Raw genomic sequence first — 24,018 nt, 5'->3', positions numbered from 1 at the left:
TTTCCAGACGACAGGGGCAGCCAAGCCTAACAGATTCCCGCATCGTCGAAAATCACGCGGACTCGGCATCGGATCCTTGCTACAACACGCGAATCCTCGTCACGCCGCCGAGTCTTGCCGACTGCTTCGGGTATCCTAGGGCACTGTTCCCTTCCGCGATATTTCCATGCTGCGCCTTCTCTGTTTCCTGGCCCTGCTGCCGCTTGCCGCCGCACGCGCGGCAGCGCCCGACGATACCTGGATGAGCGTGCTGCTCGACGGGCGCAAGATCGGCAGCATGCACACCACGCGCAACATCGATGGCGAGCGCGTGCGCACGACCCAGGCGATGCAGATCGAACTCGAGCGCTCCGGCCTCAAGCTTGCGCTGAGCACGAGCGAGACCGACGAGGAAACGCGTGCAGGCAAACCGCTGCGCTTCGAATCGCGCACGAAAATTTCCGGCATCGAAAGCGTGCAGCGCGGCACGCTGCGCAGCGATGGCAAACTCGAGGTGACCAGCGAGGTCGGCGGTGCAACACGAACGCGCACGATCGATTGGCCACAGGGCGCCGTGCTTGCCGAAGGAATGCGCCTGATCGAGGAAAAACACGGGCTCGTACCCGGCACGCGCTACAAGGCGCTCGCGTTCCAGGCCGAGAATCTCGAAGCGGTCGAGGTCGACTCGCGCGTCGGCGCGCGCGAGTCGATCGAGCTGCCCGAAGGCCGCCGCGAAGTCGTGCGCATCGAACAGACGATCGCCCTTGGCGGCACGCCGACGCGCACCGTCTCCTGGGTCGACGCCGATGCGAGCGTACGCAAACTGCTCGTGCCGATGATGGGCTACGAGTTGACCATGCTTGCCTGCTCGAAGGATTGCGCCACCGCGCCGAACCAGGCCCCTGATGTCCTCGTGCGCACGATGCTCGAGTCGCCGCGCGCGTTGACTTCGAGCGAGCGCAGCAACGGCGCGCGCATCCTTCTCAGCCCGACCGACAGCAGCGGCGAAGCGCTGAAGTTCGCGACCACCGATGAGCAGCAGGTGATCGCGATGGCAGATGGCAAGGTCGAGCTGCGCATCGCGCCGGCATCCGCGGCGGCCGCGCGCGAAGGCAGGCCCGCCGCCGCCGACACCCGGCCGAACGACTGGTTGCAGAGCGCCGCACCGGAGATCGTCAAGCTCGCGCACGAAGGCGCGGGCGATGCAAAGTCCGCGGCGGCGCAGATGCAGAACCTCGAGGACTTCGTGCGCAAGTTCATCCGCACCAAGGACCTCAGCGTCGGCTACGCTTCCGCACTCGAAGTGGCGAAGAATCCCGAAGGCGACTGCACCGAACACGCCGTGTTGCTCGCCGCGCTCGGCCGCGCGCTCGGCATTCCGACCCGCGTCGTCGACGGCCTCGTTTACATCGACCACTACGCGGGCAAGACCGATGTATTCGTGCCGCACGCCTGGGCGCAAGCCTGGGTCGACGGGCACTGGCGCAGTTACGACGCCGCGCTGCAAGGCTTCGACGCCGGCCACGTCGCGCTATCCACCGGCAACGGCGATCCGTGGCGTTTTTACGCCGGCTTCAACACCCTGGGCCGTGTGCGCATCGATGCCGTCACGCCGTTGACCCCATAGTCGTCGGCGACGACCAGCTGCATCGCTCGCATGGGGTTCACCTCGATATGAAGGCGCTTGCGCATGCCAATGAAATGGGCAAGACCCACGTTCCGGGCACATGCTGGTTCCTCCGCCGCAGTGCGGATCGCTCGTCGCTACGTACAGTACTTCCGGCCGACACGGCGCCGGAGTAGCCTGTACGCGTTTTGGCCGTCGGGCATCGCGTCGATGCCACGAACTCGGGTGCGACACAGCAAAAACCGAAGGGCGGGCAACGGGGTGCTTCGCCTTCGCATGCAATCGCGAGCAGCGCTTGGGACCTGCACCAATCCGTTCCACCCACAACCGCGTCAGGGAGGTTGTATGCATGATCGCATCATCGACACCTCGCAGCGCCTGCCACGCTGGCTGCTCGCCACCGTGGTCTTGCTCGGACTTTCGGTGTTCATCAACTACATCGATCGCGGCAATCTCGCCACCGCCGCACCATCGATCAGGGACGAATTCCAACTCTCCACCTCCCAACTCGGCTTCCTGCTCACTGCGTTCTTCATTACCTACATACCGATGCAGATCGCCGTTGGGTGGCTGTCCGACCGCTACGGTGCCGCGCACGTGCTGCTGACCGGATTCGTGGTCTGGTCGCTGGCCATGACACTTACCGGCTTGGCACAAGGCTTCGTCATGTTGGTCGGACTGCGCCTGCTGCTCGGTCTCGGCGAGTCGGTTTCCTTCCCCACCGCTTCGAGCATCATCGCGCGCAGCGTGCCGGAGTCCGCGCGCGGTATCGCCAATGCGGCGACCAGTGTGGGCTTGTCCGCCGGCCCTGCTTTCGGCATCTTCTTTGGTGGAATGCTGATCGCCGCTTATGGCTGGCGCTGGTTCTTCGCCGGCTTTGGGCTGGTCAGTCTGTTGTGGGTGATTCCCTGGCTCACGATTGCGCAGCCGCATCTGCCCCAACCGCGCGCGATAAATGCCGAATCCGGTCCGCCGACCGCCGTGCTGTTGCGTACTCCCGCACTGTGGTACGCAAGCCTGGGGCATTTCGGCGTGAACTACGTCTGGTATTTCGTATTGAATTGGATTCCGTACTATCTCGTGCGCGAACGCGGTTGGACACTCGCGCAAATGGCGACGATCGGCGGAGTCTCGTATTTGCTTATGGCCGTCGTTGCTACCGCCAATGGTTGGATCACCGACCGGCGCATTCGCGCCGGCATCAGCCACACACGCGTGTGCAAGACGTATCTGGCCGCAGGTGCATGCATCGTGGGTGCCTGCGTCGCGGCCTGCGCACTGGCCAGCACCATGGTTTCGGCCTGCCTGTTGGTGTTGGCGTGCGCCGCCTTCGGCCTGACTGCGCCGCATATCTATCTCGTTGCACAAACGCTGGCCGGGCCCGCTGCCGCTGGCCGCTGGGTGGGCATGCAGAATTGCCTCGGCAACATCGCCGGACTCATTGCACCGTTCCTGACTGGCATACTGGTCGATCGAACCGGAAGTTTTGTGCCGGCCTTTCTCATCGCCGCCGCCGCATCCCTGCTTGGCGGCGCCGCCTGGGTGTTCGGTCTCGGTGAAATCAAGCCGATCGCTTGGTCACGGCAGGACCATTGCGGTGAGCAAACGACAAGCCGGGCTGTGCCCTGATATCGGCGGAGCATGTGGTCGATATTCGGTGCGCCGCAGGCGCAATCGAGAACGAAACCGGGTTGTCCAAACCACCGCTCGTGGCCGAGACCGACGACGCGCCGCTGTCGGCATACATCATCGCCAACCCTTGAGAAGCCAGCATCAAGAATTGCGGCCCTGATAGGCAATGATATCTTTTTGATATATAATTATCTCGAACTCATCGAGGAAACCGCCATGAACGAACGTTCCGTGTCCGCACCGTCCGGCATCCCCGCCCTGATCGGCCTGGTCGTCCTGCTGATCACCGACATCGCCGGACTGATCCACGCGATCCAGAGCAAGAGCCCGTGGGGCATCGTCGCTGCGATCCTCATCGCTATCGTGCTGGTGGTGTGCCTCGCCGGCTTCTTCACCGTGGCTCCGAACGAGGGCAAGGTGCTGCAGTTCTTCGGCAAGTATGTCGGCACGGTGCGCGACGCCGGCCCGCGCTGGGCAAACCCGTTCTACAGCAAGACCGGCGTCAGCTTGCGCGTGCGCAATTTCGAATCGTCCAAGCTCAAGGTCAACGATCTCGATGGCAACCCGATCGAGATCGCCGCGGTCGTGGTCTGGCAGGTCGTCGACACCGCCGAGGCCTTGTTCCAGGTCAACGACTACGAGAACTTCGTCCACATCCAGAGTGAGTCGGCGCTGCGCCAGATGGCACAGAGCTACCCCTACGATTCGCACGACACCGGCGGCATCTCGTTGCGCAGCCACGGCAAGGAAGTCGCCGATCACTTGCAGGAGCAGATTCAGGAGCGTCTTTCCAACGCGGGCGTCAAGGTGATCGAAGCGCGCATTTCGCACCTCGCGTTCGCGCCAGAAATCGCGCAAGCCATGCTGCAGCGCCAGCAGGCGAGCGCGATCATCGCTGCGCGCACGCGCATCGTCGAAGGCGCGGTGACGATGGTCGAAATGGCGCTCGACCAGTTGAAGTCGCGCGGCGTGGTGCAGCTCGACGAGGAACGCAAGGCGGCGATGGTGTCGAACCTGCTCGTGGTGCTTTGCGGAGAACGCGGCACGCAGCCGATCGTGAATACCGGCACGCTGTACAACTGACGGGGCAAGTCGATGAACAACGCATTGATCGTGCTGATCGCCATGCTCGGCGCGAGCTGTCTATTGTTCGCTATCGGTGTCGTTGTCCGGGCGCAGGGCATCGGATCGATCAACGGCCTCGACGTGAAACGCGTGAAAAATCCTCATGGGTTGGTCGGCTTCGTCTCCAATACGTTGTTCGTGTACGCCACGGCGCTGGTCGTTTTCGGTTTCCTCTTCTACGCCTTCATCTCGAGCCAGAAGGTGAATTTGATCAATCCGCTGTCGACGGCGCTTCTGGCAGCAACAGGTGCGCTCGTCCTCGTACTCACCAGGGGTCTGCGTCGTTATCAGGACAAACCATTTCCCAAATACGATGACCACCAGCGATAAGAAAGCCTATCCGCTGCACATCAGCGCCGTTGTACGCCGCGCACCCTAACTGGGGTACTCGAAATGTCTGATCAACTCACGGGGTTGCTGGTAACGCTGCTGACGGCGGCACTTTGCTGGGCTCTGGCCATCGTCATCCGCATACGCGGCCCGGTCGGTCTCGTCAACGGCGTCGATTGGCGTCGTGTCAGCAATCCGCAAGCCCTGGGGCGTTTTGCAAGCCTGATTCTGCTTTTGATTGGTGCCATCGTCTGCGCCATGGGGGTGGCGATCTACGCATTGTTCGACAACCATCCACTTCTCAATATCGTGGTCGTCGTTTCCGTAGCGTCGATTTGCGCCTTGTCCGCCATCGCGGTGATTGGCACCCTGCGCTATCAGGACAGACCGGTTCCAAAAGATCATGGCAACCGGCGATAAGAAAGCCTATCCGCTGCGCATCAGCGCCGACGTGCTCGACGCGGTCCAGCGCTGGGCCGACGACGAGCTGCGCAGCGTCAACGCGCAGATCGAGTACCTGCTGCGCGATGCGCTGCGCAAGGCGGGACGCATTCGTGGCGCCGTTTCTCCGACAGACGACGACAAGGCCGATATCCCATGAACGAAACCACACAGACAGTCACACTCAGCGAAATGCTGCGGCAGCCTGTGTCGGAAAGACGCGACGGAAGCGTCGCCCTGACGCTCGGTGTCGGCGGCGCGATCGCGTCGCTTCTGGCCTTGCCGTACGGGCTGGCAATGACCAAGGGCACCTCGCCGTCGACCGGTTGGCTTCTAGCTAGCTTCGTAGCGAACTTCGTCATCATCTCGTTGCTGACGTGGATCGGGCTGCGCGCCGGTGAACGCTTCGGGCTGGACAGTCCGGGAATACGCGGCTGGTTCGTCCACGACACGAAACTGCCGCCATCACACTGGTTGAGTGCGATCGGGCTCGGCATGGCCGCCGCGATTGCGGCTTGGCTGCTGCAACTGGTGCTGCCGCTGCCAGTGGATTCCATAGACATCCACCGCATACCGGTGTGGTGGCAAGGTTTGCTTGCCTCGTTCCAAGGCGGTATCGTCGAAGAAGCCGTATTCCGCCTGTTCCTCGTCTCCGTGCTGGCATGGCTCGCGGCGCGCGTTTGCAAGCCGAGCCCCGCAATCTACTGGTTTGCGATCGTCGTCGCTGCGGCACTTTTCGGTGCGGCGCATCTGCCCAATTGGTCGGCCATCTCGCAGGTACCGGTGTCGCGGGCGATCGCCGCCAGCATCGTCTCGGCCAACGCTGTCTGCGGCATCGCGTTCGGCTGGCTGTTCTGGCGCTTCGGGCTTGAGCACGCGATTGCCGCGCATTTCAGCACCGATATCGTCCTGCACGTCATCGGCCCCCTGTTCCTGCCGCATGGCTGAATCAGGCGGTAGCGATGCGAATCCGTGTACTCTCAGCGCCGTGAACCGGACTACGGAAGTCGACTTCGTCGAAGCCGCGTTCGCACTCGGTGTGCCGCGCGGCTACGGCCGCCTGCGCGGTCTGCACCGCGTGCGCGAGCCGACGCGGCTGACAAGCATCGGTCGCGACACGCAGGGTCGCGAGCAATACCTCGCCGCACGTGCCGCGCGCGCGTGGATGCGCATGCGCGAGGCGGCGGTGCGGGACGGTGTAGAACTCGAAATTGTTTCTGCATTCCGCAGCATTGAATACCAGCTCGGTATCCTGCGGCGAAAGCTCGAACGCGGCCAATCGATGGACGAGATCCTGCGCGTCAGCGCCGCACCGGGCTACAGCGAGCACCACAGCGGCCGCGCGCTCGACGTCACGACGCCCGGCTATGCGGCGCTGGAAGAAGCGTTCGAACGTTCATCCGCATTCGCCTGGCTGCGGAAAAATGCAAAGTTGTACAAATTCACGCTGAGCTACCCGCGCGGCAACCGCCATGGCATCGCCTACGAACCGTGGCATTGGTGCTGGCACGCAAAAATATAGTCCACAGTCCTGCCATGGCTCCGTGCGGTCATTCCCGCGAAGGCGGGAATGACGAACACGGGGGCGATTCATCAGGCCACGACGTCTGTCGTTACGGATTGCCTACCGTCAACGGATGGTATTGCCCGGTCAGCCACAACGGCAATTGATCGACGTAATTCGCGCTGCCGAGCACGGCACTGTTGCCGCCCGGGATCACCTCGAACGCGTTGATCGGCAGCGACATCTCGCCGACGAAGCGGCGACCCGGTGCGGTCGCACCGCTGAACATGAAATCGTTGACGCCGCTGACGCGCAACGTGCCACCGCCCGGGTTTACGGTTTCCCAGCCGCTGTCGCGCGCGAGACCCGGCAGGTTCGGCGCGAGATCGGTGAACGGATAGGGGCTGCCGGCGCCGGGGACGTTGAACGGTCCACCGAGCGGATGCTCGAGCACGAAGCGGTGCAACAGGCCCCAGTGATAGTCGGCAGGATTCGTCGAGTTGTTGAACGCGGCCGCAAACGCGTTGCTCGACGCCTGCGTCAACGCGTCCTTCAAGCTCTTGAGCAGCACGTAGTCGCGCGCCGATGCCGCATCGGGCGCTCCGCTGACGGCGAAGAAGTTCACCCCCGAGGCACCCTTGCCGCCGAGTATCGGGAAGGCATCGAGCAGGAATTTCACGCTCGTCCACGCATCCTCGTCACCGGGTAGATAGCTGCCGAGGCCGAGACCGGTCAAAGTCTTGTCCTCGATATTCTTGATCGCATTGCTGCGCCACAGGTAGTACAGCGTGGCGGCGACGCTCGCATCCTGCTCTGACTGGCTCGGCGCGGGCAATGCGAACGGGTTGTCGCCCGGATCGTACCCCTGCTGGATACCGGTCGGTGTGGCCAGGTTCCACGCATTGAGTCGCGCGATCGCATTGGAAACCGCCGGATCGTTCGCGAGCTGACTCAACTGTCCCCACGTGCTGCCTTGCGCGTTGCCGAATGCCGTCAGCAGGTACGGAAGCACGAGTTCCGCATCGGCGGGCTGATTGTTGAGTTGCACGGCCTTGATGTCATCCGGAGTGATCTTCTTGCCGGAGGCGATCAGCGCCGACAACAGCTTGCTGATCCGCGTGACGCGATACACGCTGTAGTTGTAGTTGAGATAGTAGATACCGCCGCCGGGCCGCTGCATGCCGAGCGGGTTGTTGTTGGCGAGGATACCGATCGGATCATTGTTGGCGTTGGCAAAAAAGCCCGCCGACGGATTGATGACGTGCGGCATCTCCGACGCCGGCATGATCTCGAACGGCGTCGCCTGGTTCGGCTGCGGATGCTGCACCGGCAGCCAGTCGTGGTGCAGCTTGCCGGAGCCGTCGCGAATCAGCCACGGCGGAATGCCGCCACCGGGCGCACCTTCCTGCAAATCCTGGCGGATCGGGTTTTCCGCGCTGGTGAAGTAGGCGATGTTCCCCGCGGTGTCGGCGTAGGCGAAATTCTGCGAGCCGAAATCGAAGTAGGTCAGCGCGTTCTGGAAGTCGGCAAGATTGTTCGCCCGATTGATCAGCTTGAACGCCTTCAGCTCCATGGTCGGACCGAAGCCGGTGTAGGCGATCGACAAGCCGTTGTTGCCGTCGATCTGCACGATCGGACCGTTGTTCCTGCGCGGCACGATGATCGTCAGGCCGCCGTTGGTCGGGCCGATCGCGTCGTCGCGGACGAGATTGTCGGTCAGACCTGCCGTCATCTTGTTGACGTAGTAGCTCTGGAATTGCCAGATCACCGGCTCGGCCATGCCGTTGTGCACGATCGCGGTGGGCAGACCGAACGCATTGGTCTGCAGCGTCTCCTGGAAGAAGTCGGTCACGTCCATCGGATTGACGGTCGTGCCCCAGCAGACGTTCGTCGTGCAGCCCTGGATGATACCCGGCGCGCCCGGCACGCTGACTCCACTCGCATTGAGTGGCTGCGCGTACGCCGGGTCGTTCGAGGTGATGTGCATCTCGATGAAGATCGGCGGCAGTGCCAGCGTGAGGTGCGGATCGTTGGCGAGGATCGGCTTGCCCGAGGCGGTGACGTTCGCCGCGACCGCGAATTCGTTGCTGCCCTCGCGTCCGGCGCGCGAGCGCAGCGTCGGCACGATCAGCGGATGCGTGGCAACCTTGTCCAGCCACGCCCGGGCGAGTTTCACCGTCTGCGCGGAAATCGGTTGCGGCTCTGGCGTCGCAGTCGGCGCGACGGCCTGCAGCGAAGCGCCGGCGGCGGTGTTGCCGGCGGCCGCGGCGCTCGGTACGAATCCGCGGATCGTCACCGTCGAATCGGGCGGCGCGAAGCGGTGCGTGTCGCCGAAGTACAGCGCCACGGGATCGACCTTGGCCGCCGCCGCGGCCTTCTGGTAGGCGGCGAAATTGATCGTATTCGACACCTTCGAGGAGTCGAACGACAGCTGATATGCCAGTCCCTTGCCGACGCTGATCGTGTCGATCGGCGACCACGGTTCCGCATGGCTCAGGCTCAACGCGCCGTACTCGGGCGGCAGGGACGGCGTGGTCCTCAGCCAATAGTTGACTCCGTTCGCATAGGCCTGCAGCCAGCCCCGCGTGTTGTCGTCCATCGCCTGCCAACTGGCGAGCGCAGCGCGACGCAGGCCGAGCGTGCGCGACTGGATGTCGTTTGCAAGCGCCGGCTGGCCGACGAGCTCGGCCAGCGTGCCGCCGACCGCGCGACGGTTGAAATCCATCTCGAAGAAGCGCGCCTTCGCCTGCGCGTAGCCCTGCAGGAAGGCGACGTCGTTGTCCGTCGCCGCGACGATCGTCGGCTGCCCTAGGGCATCGTAGTCGAGTGTACCCGGTGCGGACATACCCGGTGCGCTGATCGTGCCTGCCGATGCAGTCACGCTGAAAAATCCCAATGTGGAAAAAGCAACAAGTATAGCGTGGACGCGGGCAGCGCGCCGGACATGTGCGGTCGACATGATTCCCTCCTGTTGAGAACGCCTGCGGACGCCAAAAACGAGCGTTTCAACCCGAGTATGCGCTTCGCCGATCGCAGCGAAAAGCGATGCATGCAGGTTTCGATTGCGCGCCGCAGCAAACCGTCGGCGCCAGCTGTCATCTCAGTCGCAGCGCATGCGCCGGCAGGCCAGCGCCGCGGCGAGCCAGCCTGCGATCAGGGCGACGCCGCCGAGCGGCGTAACCGCGCCGACCAGCTTCGGCGCGCCGAGGGCCAACGCATAGAGGCTGCCGCAGAACAATACGGTGCCGAGAACGAAGGCATATGCGCTTGCGCGGCGCCAGCGCGACGCGGGCAACGGCGCTACAGCCACCGCGAACAGCGCGAGTGCGTGCCACAACTGATACTCGACTGCGGTATGCCAGATGTGCTGCGTCGTCTCGTCAAGCATGCCGCGCAACGCGTGCGCGCCGAACGCGCCGAGCGCGACCGCGAGTGCACCGAGGACAGCCGCGAAGACACCGAATCCGCGCATGGTTTCTCCCGATCAAAGCGGCATTGTTGCACCGTCGTTGGTAAATTGTTGCATCCGAGTGGCGGAACTCCGGCGCTCACGCATCATTTGTTTTCGGGAGAGCGTCGCTTCCGCAACGGGCCGGCGCCATCGGGGTAGCACCACATCCGGGGAGATCCATGCCTTCATTCAAGCCGGCCTTGCCGACCTGCGCGATCCGCGCCTGCCTTGCAACGATCCTGACCTTGCCCGCGACCGGCGCGTTCGCGCGTGACGTCGAATTCGACCTCAAGGGCGGGGCGATCGAAGAAGTGCTGCCTGAGTTTGCGCGCCAGGCCGGCCTCCAGATCACCGCGCCCGCCGCGCAACCACGCGGCATTCGCGTGCCCGCGTACAAGGGCTCGATCGAACCGCATGCGCTGCTCGAACGCCTGATCGCAGGCAGCGGCCTGAGCATCGTGGCCGAGAACGACCGTACGATCAATCTCGGTGCGGCGGTGCCGATGCGCGTGGCGTTGGCAAGCGCGCCGATTCTGGTGGCACAGGCACAGCCACCCGCGCCCGCAACCGCACAAACGCCGGTTGAGCCGGACAAACAGCCCCGTGCTCTTTCTGAAGTCACCGTAGTCGGCACCCAGATCAAGGGCTCGGCCGCCGCCGCGATCCTGCCGATCGCGACGCTGGACGCCAAACAGATCGAGACCACCGGCGCGGTCTCGGGCGACGATCTCTACCGTTCGATCCCGCAGATGGGCGACATCAGCTTCGGCACGCCGAGCACGCTCGGCAACAGCTCGAATATCGCGCGCGGCGACGTCGCCTCGGTCAACCTGCGCGGGCTCGGCGTTGGCAACACGCTGCTGCTGATCAACGGTCGGCGCACAGTGACGCATCCGACCAGCCAGGCCGACGACCAGCTCGTGCCCGTGCTGACCTACAACGCCAACGCGATACCCGTGCAGAACCTCGCCCGCGTCGAAGTACTGCTCGACGGCGCCGCCGCGATCTATGGAACCGACGCGGTCGCCGGCGTCGTCAACAACGTGCTGCGCGACGACGTCGACGGCGGCAAGGTTTCGATCCAGCACGGCGTCGGCGAAGGCACCGATTGGCACGACACTTTGCTCAGTGGCGTGATCGGCAAGAACTTCGCCAACCAGAGCGGCAACGTTACCCTCGCCTACAGCTACTACACCACCAGCGGCCTCAACTCGCAGGACCAGGGCTGGACCTCGACCTTCGACCGCCGCTTCGATTTCGCCGATACGCGCTTCGCCGGTGTCAATGTGCTCGACGGCCGCATGACGCCGAGCGAATGGGGTAACTTCGCCACGCCCGCGAGCGCAAAGACGATCAAATCGAACGGTACGCCAGTCACGAGCGCCGCCGGTTCGTTCCATATCCAGCCCACCGCCGACGGCGGCTGCGCCGTGGCGATCACGGGCAGTACCTGCATCGGCACCGGCACGCTCGCGACCGCCGGCAAGGATCGCGACACGCGCATGGATGCAGCGGCGCGCTGGCCGATTTCGCTATCGCCGGACGTGCGCCGCCTCAATCTGTTCCTGACCACGAAATACGACTTCGACAACGGTGTCGGCTTCTTCAGCGAAACCGGCTACTACCGCTCCAACGCGGATTCGCTGCAGCCGCCGGTCAATTCGATTTCCTCCCTGCCGGTGACAATTCCCGCATCGAACTACTGGAATCCGTTCGGCGCGGCGATGCGGTCTGACGGCACGTCGAATCCGAACCGTTTGCCAGCCCTCAACATCCCTGCTGACGGCCTGCCTGTCACGATGTCGAGCTACCGCTTCGCCTTTCCGACGCAGATCAATGTCGTCGACGACCAGTACCGCCTGCTCGCCGGCCTGCGCGGCAATCTGTTCGGGTTCGACTGGGAAAGTGCGGCGACCTGGTCGCGCGCCTCGGTGCGCGACGTGCAGGACCAGGTCAGTTCGACCCTGCTGCAAGCCGCGCTTGCCGATTCGACGCCGAACGCCTACAACCCGTTCTCGCCGACGAATCCCGACTCGGCGGCGGCCCCCTTCCGGATCAAGGCTGTGCGCAAGAGCACCGATTCGCTGACGATGCTCGATTTCAAGGCGTCGCGCCCGGATCTCTTCAGCTGGCGCGCCGGCGACGTCGGCTTCGCGTTCGGCGCCGAGACGCGCCGCGAAACCCAGCACGACGAGCGCGACCCGCGCGTGAACGGCACGGTCACCTACACCAATTCGGTCACCGGCATCACCTATCCGAGCGACCTGTTCGGCGTCAGCCCGACGCCGAGCACGCAAGGCGCGCGCAGCGTGTCGAGTGCGTTCGGCGAGCTCTCGGTGCCGCTGGTCGGCAACGACATGAGCGTGCCGCTCGTGCGCTCGCTCGACCTGCAGCTCGCCGGCCGTGCGGAGTACTACAGCGACTTCGGCTCGGTGGCCAAGCCGAAGATCGCGCTCGGCTGGCAGATCGTCGACGGTCTGCGCTTTCGCACGTCCTGGGCGCAGGGCTTCCGCGCCCCCAACCTGGAACAGATACACGCCACCGTGGTGACGCGCTCGAACACGCGCGTCGACTACATTCAGTGCGAAGCCGATCTGCGCCACGGCGCGATCACCTCGTTCGCGAACTGCAACGAGAGTTTCTCGACTTCGGCACGCCGTTCCGGCAATCCCGATCTCAAGCCGGAGACGTCGGAGAATTTCGGCGCGGGCTTCGTCTACCAGCCGCAATTCCTTCCCGAGCGCGCAGGTCGCGTGACGATGTCGGCCGATTACTTCAGGTACCAGCAAGACGGCATCATCGGTCTGTTCGGCGAAGGCAATGCGCTGATTCTCGACTACCTCGACCGCGTCCAGGGCACGACCAATCCGAACGTGATCCGTGCCGCACCGAACGCGGACGACATCGCGCGCTACGCCGGCACCGGCCTTGCGCCCGCGGGCAAGGTGCTCTACGTGCTCGACAAGTATGTCAACCTGCAGCCGCAGACCGTGCGCGGCATCGATTTCGCACTGAGCTGGAAGTCGCCCGAGACCGGAATCGGCCAGTTCGACCTGTCGCTCAACGGCACGCGTCTGATCGAGTTCTACCGCTCACCCTCGCCCGAGATCGCCGCCCTGCTCGCCGCGCGCGCGGCGGGTACGATCAATGCCGGCACCACGATCACCGGCGGCGGCGATCTGATCGGCCAAGGCGGCAAACCTAGGACCAAATGGACCGGCAACCTCCTCTGGAACAAGGGTCCGCTAAGCGCCGGCGTCAACCTGCGCTGGGTAAGCTCGTTCGACGACACCGGTCTGATCGACAGCAACGGCCGCGATTGGGAAGTCGACTCCGCGCTGTATACTAACGTGTTCGCGCGCTACGACTTCGGCGACGCGCGCAGCGACCTGCTCTCGCGCACCTCGGTGAAATTCGGCGTCAACAACCTGCGCGGTCGCCGGCCACCGGTGTCGTCCGACTTGTTCGGTTACAAGTCGTCGGTATATCAACCGTATCCGCGCTATTTTTACGTGACCTTGAACAAGGGTTTTTGACAAGCTCGCACAGAACCGCATGAACGTCACCGTCAGTCACGATCGCGCCGACTGGCTCGCCCGGCACGTGCTGCCGCACGAGCCGGACCTGCGCGCGTGGCTGATTCGCCGCGGCGCCGCGCGGGAGGACGTCGACGACGTGGTGCAGGAGGTCTACGCCCTGCTCGCCGCGCTGCCCGACGTCGGCCACATCCGCGAGCCGCGTGCATATCTGCACACGGCCGCGCAGTCGGTCATGCTGCAGGCGATGCGACGCGCGCGCATCGTCGCGATCGAGACCTGGTCCGAAATCGAGCGCATGGACATCGCCGACGAAGCCGCGACGCCGGAGCGCATCGCGTCGTCGCAACAGGAACTGCGCCTCGTCTGCCGGCTCATCGAACAGTTGCCCGAACAATGCCGCGAGGCGTTCACCCTGCGCCGGGTCGAAGGCATGACCCAGCAGGAAATCGCCACGCGCATGCGGCTCAGCGAGAACACTGTGGAAAAACACATCGGGCGTGGTATCCGCCTGCTGATGGAATCGATGAAAACCGCCATCGCGAACGATGCCCGTACGACATCAGCGCGACGCGGCAAGGGAGCCCAACGTCATGCAGACACCTTCTGATCCGCACATCGACGAGCGCGCCGCCGACTGGGTGGCGCGCGAGGACCGCGCCTCGCTCGATCCGACCGAGATTGTCGAGCGCGACGCCTGGCTGCGCGCCGATGCACGCCACTTCGGCGCCTACGCTCGCGCGCGCGCGGTATACGCGCGCACGAATCGGCTCGCTGCGTTGAGCAGCAGCGTGCGCGCACCGGCGAACCACCACGGACCGCGACGCCCGTTGCGCCGGCTCGGCCTCGGCGTTGCACTTGCCGCAGGTATTCTTGTCGTTGCCTTCGGCGCCTACCACGCGACGCGCTCCGGCACCGGGTATGCGACGCACAAGGGCGAAGTGCTGCGCGTGCCGCTGTCTGACGGTTCAACGATCACGCTCGACTCCGACTCTGCGGTCGACGTCGCCTACGGCACGACACGGCGCGGCGTGCGCCTGTTGCGCGGCGCCGCCGTGTTCGACGTCGCCAAGCACCACGCGCTGCCATTCATCGTAGAGGCGCACGGCACGCAGGTAACCGCAGTCGGCACGAGCTTCCAGGTCTCGCTCGCTAACCGCGGCGAGGACGAAACCGACGTGCTCGTGCGCGAAGGCATCGTCGATGTGGCTGAAATCGGCGCAATCGCGCAGCCCGCGCGATTGCCCGCTAACTTCCGCGCCTCGGCGCGCAAGGGCCGCGCAATCGAAGTCGAACCGCTGTCGCAAGAGAACGTCGCTCGCCGGCTCGCCTGGCGAGACGGCATGCTCGCGTTCAACGGTGACACCTTGCAGTACGCTGCCGACGAGTTCGCGCGCTACAGCGATACGCGCATCGTCATCGACCAGCCAACCCTGGCACAGCGCCGCGTCGTCGGCCTGTATTCGGCCAACGATCCGGTCGGCTTCGCGCACAGCATCGCGAAAAGCCTCGACCTCATCGCCGAGCAGCGCGGCGACGGCGTGCATTTGTTCGAGGCCATGCTCTCGGCCAAGGCCATCGCTCCCACTTCTTCCCGTACCGGCGCCGAGATCCAGCAAGAGAGGTAGTCCCATGTTTCGCATTCATCGCGCGCTGGCGCTGGTTTCCCTCGCCGCATGGCTGATCCTTTCCTGCTCAGCCGCCCCGCCCGCGGCCGCCGCAACGGGCGATGCCATCCTGATCGGCAACGCCATGATTTTCGACGGTACCGAACGCGCGCCGTTCCCCGGCAGCGTGCTGATCGAAAACGGCCATATCGCTGCGGTCGGCAGCGGGCTGAAGGCGCCGCGCGGTGTGCAGCGCATTGATGCGAAGGGCGCCGCGCTGCTGCCCGGCCTGATCGACGTGCATACGCACTGGAGCCCGACCGGCTCGCCAAACACGCTGCCACAGATTGCCAACGCGTATATCGCTGCCGGCGTCACTACCGTCAACGATTTCCACGAGGCGCCGGAAGCCTACGCGCCGCGCCGTGCGTGGCTGGCGACGATCGCCGCGCCGGATGTTCGCTTCGCCGCACGCATTTCGACACCGCTCGGTCACGGCGCCGACTGGGCCGACGAGGCGACGACGAAGTGGGTGAACTCGCCCGCTGCGGCACGCGCAGCAGTCGACGAAGTCGCTGCGTATCAGCCCGATCTGATCAAGGCGTTCACCGACGGCTGGCGGTATCGCAATGATCCCGACAACGTGAGCATGGGTGAGGACACGCTCGCCGCGCTGGTCGCGGAAGCGCACTCGAAAGGGCTCAAGGTGTTGACACACACCGTCACGCTCGAACGCGGCAAACAAGCAGCCCGCGCCGGGGTCGACGCCATCGCGCACAGCTTGCTCGATGCGCCGGTGGACGCCGAGTTGATCGCGCTGATGCGCGAACACGGCACGCGCATCGCGCCCACGCTTGCGGTTTACGAGCCTGTACCGATGGGTCGCGCAGCCACCGATCCAGCGGACAAACGCGTGGCCCAGCGGCGGCGCAATTTCGCCACGGCGCTTGCCAATGTCGGCACGTTGCATGCCGCCGGCATACCGATTCTGGTCGGCACCGATGCCGGCATGCCCGGCACGCCGCATGGCAGGGCCACCCTGCACGAACTCGAATTGCTCGTGCAGGCAGACCTGACGCCGAGTGATGCGCTGCGCGCGGCCACGTCCGCCAATGCCGCCGCGCTCGGGCTGGATGATCGCGGAACAATCGCAGTCGGAAAGCGCGCCGACCTCGTGCTGATCGGCGGCGCACCTTGGCAAACGATCGGCGACGTCCACCACATCGAGCGCGTTTACATCGGCGGCCGGCAGGTCTTCGGTCCGGGCACACGGCTACCGCCTGGCAACGCGCAGACCGCGCTTCCGCCGTTGCGCATTGCCGCTGCGATCGACAACTTCGAACGAACCGACGGACGCACCGAACTCGACACACTGCGCACCGACGAAGCCGACGGCGGCAACGACCGCAGCGTACAAGTCTCGGAAATCGTGACGCGCGACGACGTGGGACACGCCTTGTCGGTGCAGGCGCGTCTGTCGCACAAGAAAAAGGCCTATGCGGGTGTTGTTTTTCCGCTGAGCCGCGGTTCGCTAGCACCCGTGGATCTGCGTGCTTTTCACGGTATCCGTTTCGATATCCGCGGTGCGGCCCGCAGCGAACGCATCGAGTTGCGCGGGCTCTATGGCCGGCGTTGGTCGGCGCCGATCGAACTTGCGCCGCACTGGCAATCCATCGCGATCGAATTTTCCCGGCTGCAGTCGCTTGCGCCGTTTGGACGCGAAGCACCGCCGACAAGCTGGTCGGGCGACGACGTGCAGCAAGTCGTGCTGAGCGCCAGCGGCACGCCAGGTGAGAAAGTCTGGTTCGAAGTCGACAACCTGCGCTTTTATTGAGCCGGACGCACGCGACACCACAACACGATGCCCGCGCCGCCAGCGTGCGCGCATCAGGAATGTGTCGGCAGCAGCAGCGGCGCCATGGGCTTGGCATTCTGCTTGCCTGCGGCGGGTTTTTTTCCGCTCTCGATCGGTTTCAGCAGTTCGACCATGTTCTTGTGGAAGTTCGCAAACACATACGGCGGCACGGTGAAGGTCCAACCGCGCAGTCTGTCGTTCAGATCCTCGACGGACTTGTTTGCCGCAGCCAGTCTTTCGGCGCGATCCTTGGCCGGATCGACCAGCGCGGCGGGCCTGACGACATCGGCTTGCGCCTTCGCGATCGCTGCATCATCACCTTTGGCCTCAACGACCTTGAGTCTGGCTGCCGCGACGGCGGTTTCGTAGGCGGCCTTGTCCCTGGCCTGGGCGGCGGCGACATCGGCTTCGAGCTGCGCGGCGTCACTGGATACCGTGAACTGCGCGCGCGCCTTGGCGTCGGTCTCCCAGGCGCTCACGTCGACGATGCGGCCATCGAAGGTGAGGTAACGTGCATGGAAAATTTTCTCAGGCGCAGGCACGTCCCTGGCCGCGGCGACGTCGTCAGCGCGCAGATTCGAAAGGCCCGAAGCCAATCCGTTGGCAGCGAAGTCGGAAGCGGGCTCCCTGCCCTTCGGCAGGTCGGCGATCTTGAAGTTGGCATCGCCAGCCTGCTCCTTGTAGATGCGCAGCGGCTTGCCTTCGCTGCTTGTCAGCGTCACTTCCTTGATCCTTGCCGCGTCGATGTCGATCACATCCTTGCGGATCCATGCGCCCGGATCGTTGTCCGCGAGCAAGGTGCCGCTCGCGAGCAGGCTCTGCGCCTCGCCCTCGCGGCGCACGAAGGTGCCACCTCCGCCCTTGCCGTTGTACAAGCCGACAATCAGCTTCGGCACGGCGTTCACGCCGCCGATCGCGACGAGCACGTTCTTCGCGGCCGGGTCGCATTCTTGCGCGCCCGCCTGATCGCGAGAATCCGGAAACGACCTTCCCGGGCCGCACTTCTCAATCGAAACATCCTCGACGCCAAGCTCGGCGTAGTGCTTGGGGCTGGCCGTCTTCGTATCGAGCACCCTGGCGTCGGCGAGCTTGTACAGATATTCGCGCAGCTTGGCCACGTCGGCCGGATAATTGGCGCGTTGCGCGACCTGCCAGCCCTCGCCGCTGCGCTGCAGCGTAACCAGTGCCTTGTCACCAGCACCGACCACGGTGAATGCGTCGACCTTGTTGAGTTGGTCGCGCAGGCCCGGCAGCAACGGCTTGTCCTTGGCTGATTCCTCGCTCACCGGCGCGTTGGCCGAATGGATCCAGATCGCCGCGACCAGCGCGACGGCGGTGGCGATGGCCAGTGCGGATAGTGTTTTCGCGTTCATCGGTCGCTATCTCAGGCAGTCTTGCGGCGCTGACGCTTGAACCAGGCGAAACCCAGTGCAAACAGGGTGATCAGCAACGGCATCAGGCCGATGTTGATCAGCTTCAGGCGCGTGCCCAGCGCCTCGATGCGATCGTCGAGGCTGCGCCGCACCTGGCGCAGTTCCTTGCGGATCGCGATCTTCTGCGCCTGGAATTTCGTCAGCTCGGCCTTCTGCTCGGGCGAGAGGATCATCTCGTTCTCCTTGCTCTTGCCGCTCTGCAGTTCGGTGAGCTTGCGCTCGGTATCGGACAGGCGCTGCTGCAGCTCGTGCTCCTTGCCGCGGAAGCTTTCCTCGGCGGCGCGGCGCATGTTGTCGACCGTGCTGAACGGGCGCTGCGACGTCGCGCGGCCGCGAATCGAAATCAGATCGGAGGAGCCGCCGAGGTTGTCGACCGCGTTGACGACGAAGTCGCCGTTGTTGGCAAACGCGTTCATCACCTGCTGGCCGAAGAACGCCTGCACCTGCACCCAGAGCCGGTTGCTGAGGATGTCGGTATCGGCCACGAGGATGATCTCGCCGGCATCCTTCGCCTCGGCCAGATGCCCTGCCTCCCTGCGCTCGGGGAACGCGCTGGCGAATTTGCCTTCGAGGCGCGCGGCGACGACCAGCGGCTGGCCACCGGGCTTGTAATCGACGAGCAACTGGCTAGGGTCCGGCAGGAACTTGACCCGATCGGCCGGCACGGTTGTCGCATCGGCGCTGGTCTGGATCAGTGGCGTCAGCTTGTTCTTCGAATCCTTGGCCAGCTGGAAGAAGCCGGCGGTCGAAACATTGATGTTCTGCAGCTGCGCGGTGGTAATGTCGGTCGGATTGAGATCGCGCTGATTGAAGCCGAGGATCGCCGGATGGCGGATCGGCTGGCCCTGCGGCGAGGACACCTGCAGCGCGTGCTCGCGGTCAAGCACGATCTTCGACGGTGAGTAGTCGATACCCCAGGCCTTGAACAGCTTCGGCAGGTCGGAGGAACGGTCGGCCAGCAGCGCCGCCTGTGGGTTGTTCGGATCGGCGCCGGAGTCGTCGCTCTCGGCCAGCGGATCGACGAAGACGAGCAGGTGCCCGCCGCGCAGCACGAACTGGTCGATCGCATACTGCGCGTCGTCCGGCAGATTCTTCGGCTGGACGACGACGAGCACGTTGATGTCCTTGTCGATCGCCTTCACCGACGCGGGCGTCAGCGTGCGCAGGTCGAACATCTGCTCGAGCTGCGACTGGATCGCCCACGGCTGGCGCATCTGCCGCGTCTGCGCATCGAAGCCGGCGCCCATCGGCAGGCCGGAGATCAGGCCGACCGCGGGTTTCTTCGTCATCGACAGCTCGTGGATCATCTTGGCCACGTCGTATTCGAGGAAGGTTTCCTTGTTCGGATTCGCGATCGGCATCACCGACTTGCCGTTGGTCGAATTCGTACCGACGATGCCGAGGAAGATATTGCCGCCGCCCTGCCCCCACGGCAGCGCCTGCAGACCGAGCGTGGTCGCGCGGTCTTCGTCCTCGGAGAACGGCAGCGGGTCGATCGTCTGCACGCGCAGCTTGCCGCCGGCGCGGGCGGCCATTTCGGCGAGCAGCTCGCGCACGCGCGGAGCGTAGTTGCGCAGCGCGGCCGCGTCGGGATTGGTACTTTCCGCGGCGGCCTTGTCGGAGAAGTACAGGGTAAGATTCACCGGCTCATCAATCGAGGAAAGTATGTTCTTCGTACCTTGCGACAAGGTATACAAATGGTTCTCGGTCAGGTCCAGGCGCGCGCCGCGGAACAAGGTATTGCTGATCAGGATCACGGCGACGAACAGCACGGCGAGGATGGCCAGCGCGCCCATTGTCATCAACTTGCGATTTCCCGGCATGGGAGTCTCTCGTGTTTGTCCATGCGTTCGTCCCTGAACGCGAAGGTCGGAAAGCGGCCAGCCCTGGCCGCACTTGTCAATTCAATCGGCTTTCTTCAGGTCGATCACGACCGCGCTCGCGTACAACCAGAACGCGATCGTCAGGCCGAAGTAGACGAGGTCGCGCAGGTCGATCACGCCCTTGGCGATCGCGGAGAAATGGCTGAGGAAGCTCAACCCGGAAACCGCATCGACCAGCCCCTGCGGCGCCCACGAACTGAAGAAGTTCAGCACCAGCGGAAAGCCTGCGAGCAGGAACAGGAAACAGACCACCACGGTCAGGATGAAGGCCACGACCTGGTTGCGCGTGCACGCCGAGATGCACGAGCCGATGGCGAGAAACGCGCCGGCCATGAGAAAGCTGCCGAGGTAGCTGGCGAAGATCACGCCATTGTCGGGCGAACCGAGATAGTTGACCGTGAGCCAGATCGGAAACGTCAACGCCAGCGCGATGCCGATGAACGCCCATGCCGCGAGGAATTTTCCGACCACCGCCTGCCACATCGTCATCGGCAGGGTCAGCAGCAGCTCGATCGTGCCGCTCTTGCGCTCCTCGGACCACAGGCGCATCGCCACCGCCGGCACGAGGAACAGGTACAGCCAGGGATGGAAGTTGAAGAACGGCAGCAGGTCAGCCTGACCCCGCTCGTAGAACCCGCCGATATAGAACGTGAACGCACCTGCCAGCAACAGGAAGATAACGATGAACACGTAGGCCACCGGCGTCGCGAAATAGCTCGCCAGCTCGCGCTTGAACACGGTGAGAATGTTGCTCATGCGAAGGTCTCCCGCGGCTCGGCCAGGTCCTCACCGAGATCGCCATGCGTGATCGTGCGGAACACCTCGTCCATGCGCCCGGATTCGAGTTGCAGTTCGCTGACCGGAATGCCCTGTGCCTTCAGCAGCTCGCTGATCGGACCGAAGATCAGGCGGCCCGGCTTCGGGATCGCGGTCAGGCGCTGGGTGATCTTGTCGTACTCGACCGCGGCAACGTCAGCCACGCGTGAGAGCACGTCCTTCGCGCCGGCGAGGTTCGTCGTCGTCAGCGACACCGCCTGGTGGTAGCGCGACCTGGCCTCGAGTTCGGCCGGCGTCGCATCCGCGAGGATTTTCCCGCGCGCGATGATGACGGCGCGCGTGCACACCGCCTGCACTTCCTCGAGTATGTGGGTGGAGACAATGATGGTCTTGTCCTTGGCCATCGTGTTGATCAGGTTGCGCACCTCGAACTTCTGGTTCGGATCAAGGCCGTCGGTTGGTTCGTCGAGGATCAGCACCGCCGGATCGTGGACCAGCGTCTGGGCCAGACCGACGCGGCGCTTGAAGCCTTTCGACAAGGTTTCGATCGGCTGCTCGAGCACGCCATGAAGGTGCAGGCGCTCGATCACTTCGTCGACGCGCTGCGCGCGTTGGCCGCCGCGCAGGCCACGCGCCTCGGCGACGAAATGGAGGAACTGGCGCGGGGTCATCTCGCCGTAGCTCGGCGCGCCTTCGGGCAGGTAGCCGGTGAGGCGTTTGGCCGCGAGGGCGTCGTCGACGACGTCGTGGCCGCAGACGCTGGCGCTACCCGCGGTGGGATTGAGGAAGCCGGCGATCATCTTCATCGTCGTCGACTTGCCGGCGCCGTTGGGGCCGAGGAAGCCGAGCACCTGGCCGGGCTCGACCTTGAAGGTGATGGCGTCTACGGCCGGGAACTCCCCGTAGCGCTTGCTCAATTGCCGGGTTTCGATCATGCGCGTAGTCCGAAGTGGTAGCCGAATTTTCCCTTTGGGAAACAGCAGCCGTTTGCTCACGGCTGCGACAGAAATACCGCGGCGACGCGAAAAAGTTCCGCGCGTTTTCCGGTTGCGGAAATGACACAGCGCGGGCAGAGGTTCGCCCTGCCCGCGCTGCGTTGTCCGTCGTGCCTACTGCTGGATCGTGACCGGCAGCGACACCGTGAAGGACTGGTTGTCCTCGGCTGCGTTGGCGTCGGTCGTGGTCAGCTCGTCGTAGAAGCGTCCCGGACCGGTGCCGCTGTCGTCGAACGCATAACCGTGGGTCAGCGCGTAAGCCTTGAGCAGCAGACGGGTCAACGGCAACTGCGCCGGCGAGCCGGTGAACGAAGTCGTCAGTACCTTGCCCGCGTAGGTCGTGCCGACCTTGACCGGGTCGGCCGGCGTGATGTCATCGGTCTTCTCCACCGGCACGGCGATGTCGAAGTCGTAGTTCTCGTCGCCCCAGTTCGAGGTGACCGTGATGCGCGGACCGGTCTGCGTGAGCTTGTTTTTCTTGATGTCGGCGTTGATCGCGGTGAGCGCCTTGTCGGTCGCGTCGGCGACTTCGTCGAGCGAGCGCTTGGCCGTTGTCGAAACATAGAGGATCGGGCGTGCGGCGACATCCTTGAGTTCGAACGCCGTATCCTTGTAGTCGACGTTCGGCACGGTGGCGAGGAATTTCTCGAGGTCGTCGAGATGCAACTCGATCAGTGCCGACGGTTGGCCGCCGACGTACAGCCCGCTGTAGCGCGCGAGCAGATCCCAGCCGTAGTCGACGTCGTAGCCCAGCGTGACCTTGACCGTCTTGCCGTTCTCGGCCGGCTCGAGGTCCCAGGTGAGCGTCTTGCCCGTGCCCTTCCAGTTGTTTTCGAGCGCCCAGCGCACCTGCTTGTCCTGCACCGGGTCGGGAATGATCGTGAAGCCGCCGTTGCCGAGCTTGGCGTCGGCCGAGCCGGTCCAGTTGAGCTTGGCTCCCGAACCGCTTTCCGGGCCCTGGAAGTCGAAGCGCACCTTGGGATCGAACGCGCGCAGCGGCGCCGGCCACGAAGGATAGGTGCGGTAACCGTCCAACACGTCGTAAATCTGGCGCACCGGCGCGGAATACACCTTCTGCTTGTCGATATGCCGATGATTCGGCAACGCAATCGCGAAGACCACCGCGAGGATAGCGACGATGATGAGGGCAACGAAAATCTCAAGCAGGCGAATCATCCTATCTCTCTCCAGAATTGGAACCGGCAGGCTGCGTCACGATTTCGGCACGCCCGCACGACAAACACCCGGATGCACGGTTCTCGAGATCAGGAGTTCCCCAACCGCCTGCATCCAGCCCGGGCACCGCCCGAATGTTACTTGTAAATCCCGGCAATGGCTACGGCAACCGCAGCAATTGTTTGCAACACCGGCTTTCAGCCGCGGGGTACGGCAAACGGTTGCGGCACGTGCTGCGCAGGAGTGCCGCAGGACGGCGAAACCGGCCCGAACGATGCGTGCCAGCGTCGGCACGCACAAAGCAGCACCACGTTTACCGCAGCGAGCCTCGAACGCCGATCGCGCGGCACATGCAGGCACCGAGCACGTTGTTGCAGCGCATCGCGAATATGTCAAACGATGCCGATTTCGAAGGCTTTCAGCACCGCGCGCGTGCGGTCGCGAACGCCGAGCTTGGACAGGATGTTGGAAACGTGGTTCTTCACCGTACCCTCGGCCACGGTCAGCGAATTGGCGATTTCCTTGTTGCTGTAACCGCCGGCCATCAGGCGCAGGATCTCGGTCTCGCGGTCGGTCAGCGGATCCGGGCGTTCGAGGCTGACGAAATCGTTCTGCATGCGCTCCAGACCCGAGAGCAGCCGCTGGGTGACCACCGGCGCGACCAGTG

At 64.3% G+C, this 24,018-nt stretch carries 20 protein-coding genes; 12 read left to right on the top strand and 8 right to left on the bottom strand.

The window, feature by feature from the left end:
* Positions 1 to 166 precede the first annotated feature (166 nt).
* The 8 genes from AC16HO_RS09960 (at position 167) to AC16HO_RS09925 (ending at position 6,656) form a co-directional block, all read left to right on the top strand.
* Positions 167 to 1,606 carry a transglutaminase-like domain-containing protein gene (locus AC16HO_RS09960; RefSeq protein ID WP_395643475.1) on the top strand — a complete coding sequence of 480 codons (1,440 nt, stop codon included), beginning with the start codon at positions 167 to 169 and terminating at the stop codon, positions 1,604 to 1,606.
* A gap of 345 nt (positions 1,607 to 1,951) precedes the next feature.
* The gene (locus AC16HO_RS09955) at positions 1,952 to 3,235 is read left to right on the top strand and encodes an MFS transporter (protein WP_484335421.1); all 1,284 of its coding nucleotides are present in this window, start codon (positions 1,952 to 1,954) and stop codon (positions 3,233 to 3,235) included.
* A 219-nt stretch (positions 3,236 to 3,454) separates the two neighbouring features.
* Positions 3,455 to 4,321 carry an SPFH domain-containing protein gene (locus AC16HO_RS09950; RefSeq protein ID WP_395643473.1) on the top strand — a complete coding sequence of 289 codons (867 nt, stop codon included), beginning with the start codon at positions 3,455 to 3,457 and terminating at the stop codon, positions 4,319 to 4,321.
* A 12-nt stretch (positions 4,322 to 4,333) separates the two neighbouring features.
* Positions 4,334 to 4,693 (top strand): hypothetical protein, encoded by a 360-nt coding sequence (locus tag AC16HO_RS09945; protein WP_395643472.1) that lies wholly within the window; start codon positions 4,334 to 4,336, stop codon positions 4,691 to 4,693.
* Between the two features lie 63 nt (positions 4,694 to 4,756).
* A complete protein-coding gene (locus tag AC16HO_RS09940; RefSeq protein WP_395643471.1) occupies positions 4,757 to 5,113 on the top strand; it encodes a hypothetical protein in 357 nt (118 codons plus the stop codon).
* Positions 5,097 to 5,294, top strand: coding sequence for a type II toxin-antitoxin system antitoxin (locus AC16HO_RS09935; RefSeq protein ID WP_395643470.1), 198 nt, complete (start codon positions 5,097 to 5,099; stop codon positions 5,292 to 5,294). The genes AC16HO_RS09940 and AC16HO_RS09935 overlap by 17 nt, the downstream gene beginning before the upstream one ends.
* Entirely contained in the window at positions 5,291 to 6,082 is a 792-nt protein-coding gene (locus tag AC16HO_RS09930) for a CPBP family intramembrane glutamic endopeptidase (protein ID WP_395643469.1), read from the top strand. The genes AC16HO_RS09935 and AC16HO_RS09930 overlap by 4 nt, the downstream gene beginning before the upstream one ends.
* 40 nt (positions 6,083 to 6,122) lie before the next feature.
* Complete coding sequence (locus AC16HO_RS09925; RefSeq protein WP_395643468.1) at positions 6,123 to 6,656, top strand: M15 family metallopeptidase; 534 nt, start codon at positions 6,123 to 6,125, stop codon at positions 6,654 to 6,656.
* Between the two features lie 91 nt (positions 6,657 to 6,747).
* Here AC16HO_RS09925 and AC16HO_RS09920 read toward each other — a convergent pair whose 3' ends face one another.
* Positions 6,748 to 9,519 (bottom strand): penicillin acylase family protein, encoded by a 2,772-nt coding sequence (locus tag AC16HO_RS09920; protein ID WP_395643467.1) that lies wholly within the window; start codon positions 9,517 to 9,519, stop codon positions 6,748 to 6,750.
* Between the two features lie 219 nt (positions 9,520 to 9,738).
* Positions 9,739 to 10,110, bottom strand: coding sequence for a DUF423 domain-containing protein (locus AC16HO_RS09915; protein ID WP_395643466.1), 372 nt, complete (start codon positions 10,108 to 10,110; stop codon positions 9,739 to 9,741).
* Positions 10,111 to 10,268: 158 nt separating this feature from the next.
* On the opposite strand from AC16HO_RS09915, the gene AC16HO_RS09910 reads away from it, so the two are divergent.
* Genes AC16HO_RS09910 through AC16HO_RS09895 form a run of 4 tightly spaced genes read left to right on the top strand, consistent with a single transcriptional unit; the run spans position 10,269 to position 17,066 of the window.
* Entirely contained in the window at positions 10,269 to 13,625 is a 3,357-nt protein-coding gene (locus AC16HO_RS09910; RefSeq protein ID WP_395643465.1) for a TonB-dependent receptor, read from the top strand.
* A gap of 19 nt (positions 13,626 to 13,644) precedes the next feature.
* The gene (locus tag AC16HO_RS09905) at positions 13,645 to 14,235 is read left to right on the top strand and encodes an RNA polymerase sigma factor (protein WP_395643464.1); all 591 of its coding nucleotides are present in this window, start codon (positions 13,645 to 13,647) and stop codon (positions 14,233 to 14,235) included.
* Positions 14,219 to 15,253, top strand: a complete 1,035-nt coding sequence (locus AC16HO_RS09900; protein WP_395643463.1) for a FecR family protein — start codon at positions 14,219 to 14,221, stop codon at positions 15,251 to 15,253. The genes AC16HO_RS09905 and AC16HO_RS09900 overlap by 17 nt, the downstream gene beginning before the upstream one ends.
* 4 nt (positions 15,254 to 15,257) lie before the next feature.
* Positions 15,258 to 17,066 (top strand): amidohydrolase family protein, encoded by a 1,809-nt coding sequence (locus AC16HO_RS09895; RefSeq protein ID WP_395643462.1) that lies wholly within the window; start codon positions 15,258 to 15,260, stop codon positions 17,064 to 17,066.
* Between the two features lie 53 nt (positions 17,067 to 17,119).
* Here the strand turns inward: AC16HO_RS09895 and AC16HO_RS09890 are convergent, their stop codons facing one another.
* From AC16HO_RS09890 to AC16HO_RS09865, 6 genes are all read right to left on the bottom strand, one after another.
* Positions 17,120 to 18,460, bottom strand: a complete 1,341-nt coding sequence (locus AC16HO_RS09890) for a DUF4340 domain-containing protein (protein WP_395643461.1) — start codon at positions 18,458 to 18,460, stop codon at positions 17,120 to 17,122.
* Positions 18,461 to 18,471: 11 nt separating this feature from the next.
* Complete coding sequence (locus AC16HO_RS09885) at positions 18,472 to 20,343, bottom strand: GldG family protein (RefSeq protein WP_395643460.1); 1,872 nt, start codon at positions 20,341 to 20,343, stop codon at positions 18,472 to 18,474.
* Between the two features lie 81 nt (positions 20,344 to 20,424).
* Positions 20,425 to 21,159 (bottom strand): ABC transporter permease subunit, encoded by a 735-nt coding sequence (locus AC16HO_RS09880; protein ID WP_395643459.1) that lies wholly within the window; start codon positions 21,157 to 21,159, stop codon positions 20,425 to 20,427.
* Positions 21,156 to 22,115 (bottom strand): ABC transporter ATP-binding protein, encoded by a 960-nt coding sequence (locus AC16HO_RS09875; protein ID WP_395643458.1) that lies wholly within the window; start codon positions 22,113 to 22,115, stop codon positions 21,156 to 21,158. Before AC16HO_RS09875 ends, AC16HO_RS09880 begins: the two co-directional genes overlap by 4 nt.
* Positions 22,116 to 22,289: 174 nt before the next feature.
* Positions 22,290 to 23,351: a hypothetical protein gene (locus AC16HO_RS09870; RefSeq protein ID WP_395643457.1), complete on the bottom strand. Its 1,062-nt coding sequence runs from the start codon at positions 23,349 to 23,351 to the stop codon at positions 22,290 to 22,292.
* A 392-nt stretch (positions 23,352 to 23,743) separates the two neighbouring features.
* Positions 23,744 to 24,018 (bottom strand): helix-turn-helix domain-containing protein (locus AC16HO_RS09865; RefSeq protein ID WP_484335420.1); only part of this gene is annotated, 275 nt, incomplete at its 5' end.

Source organism: Rudaea sp., from assembly GCF_057139185.1.
This window is presented reverse-complemented; position numbering and strand designations above follow the sequence as displayed.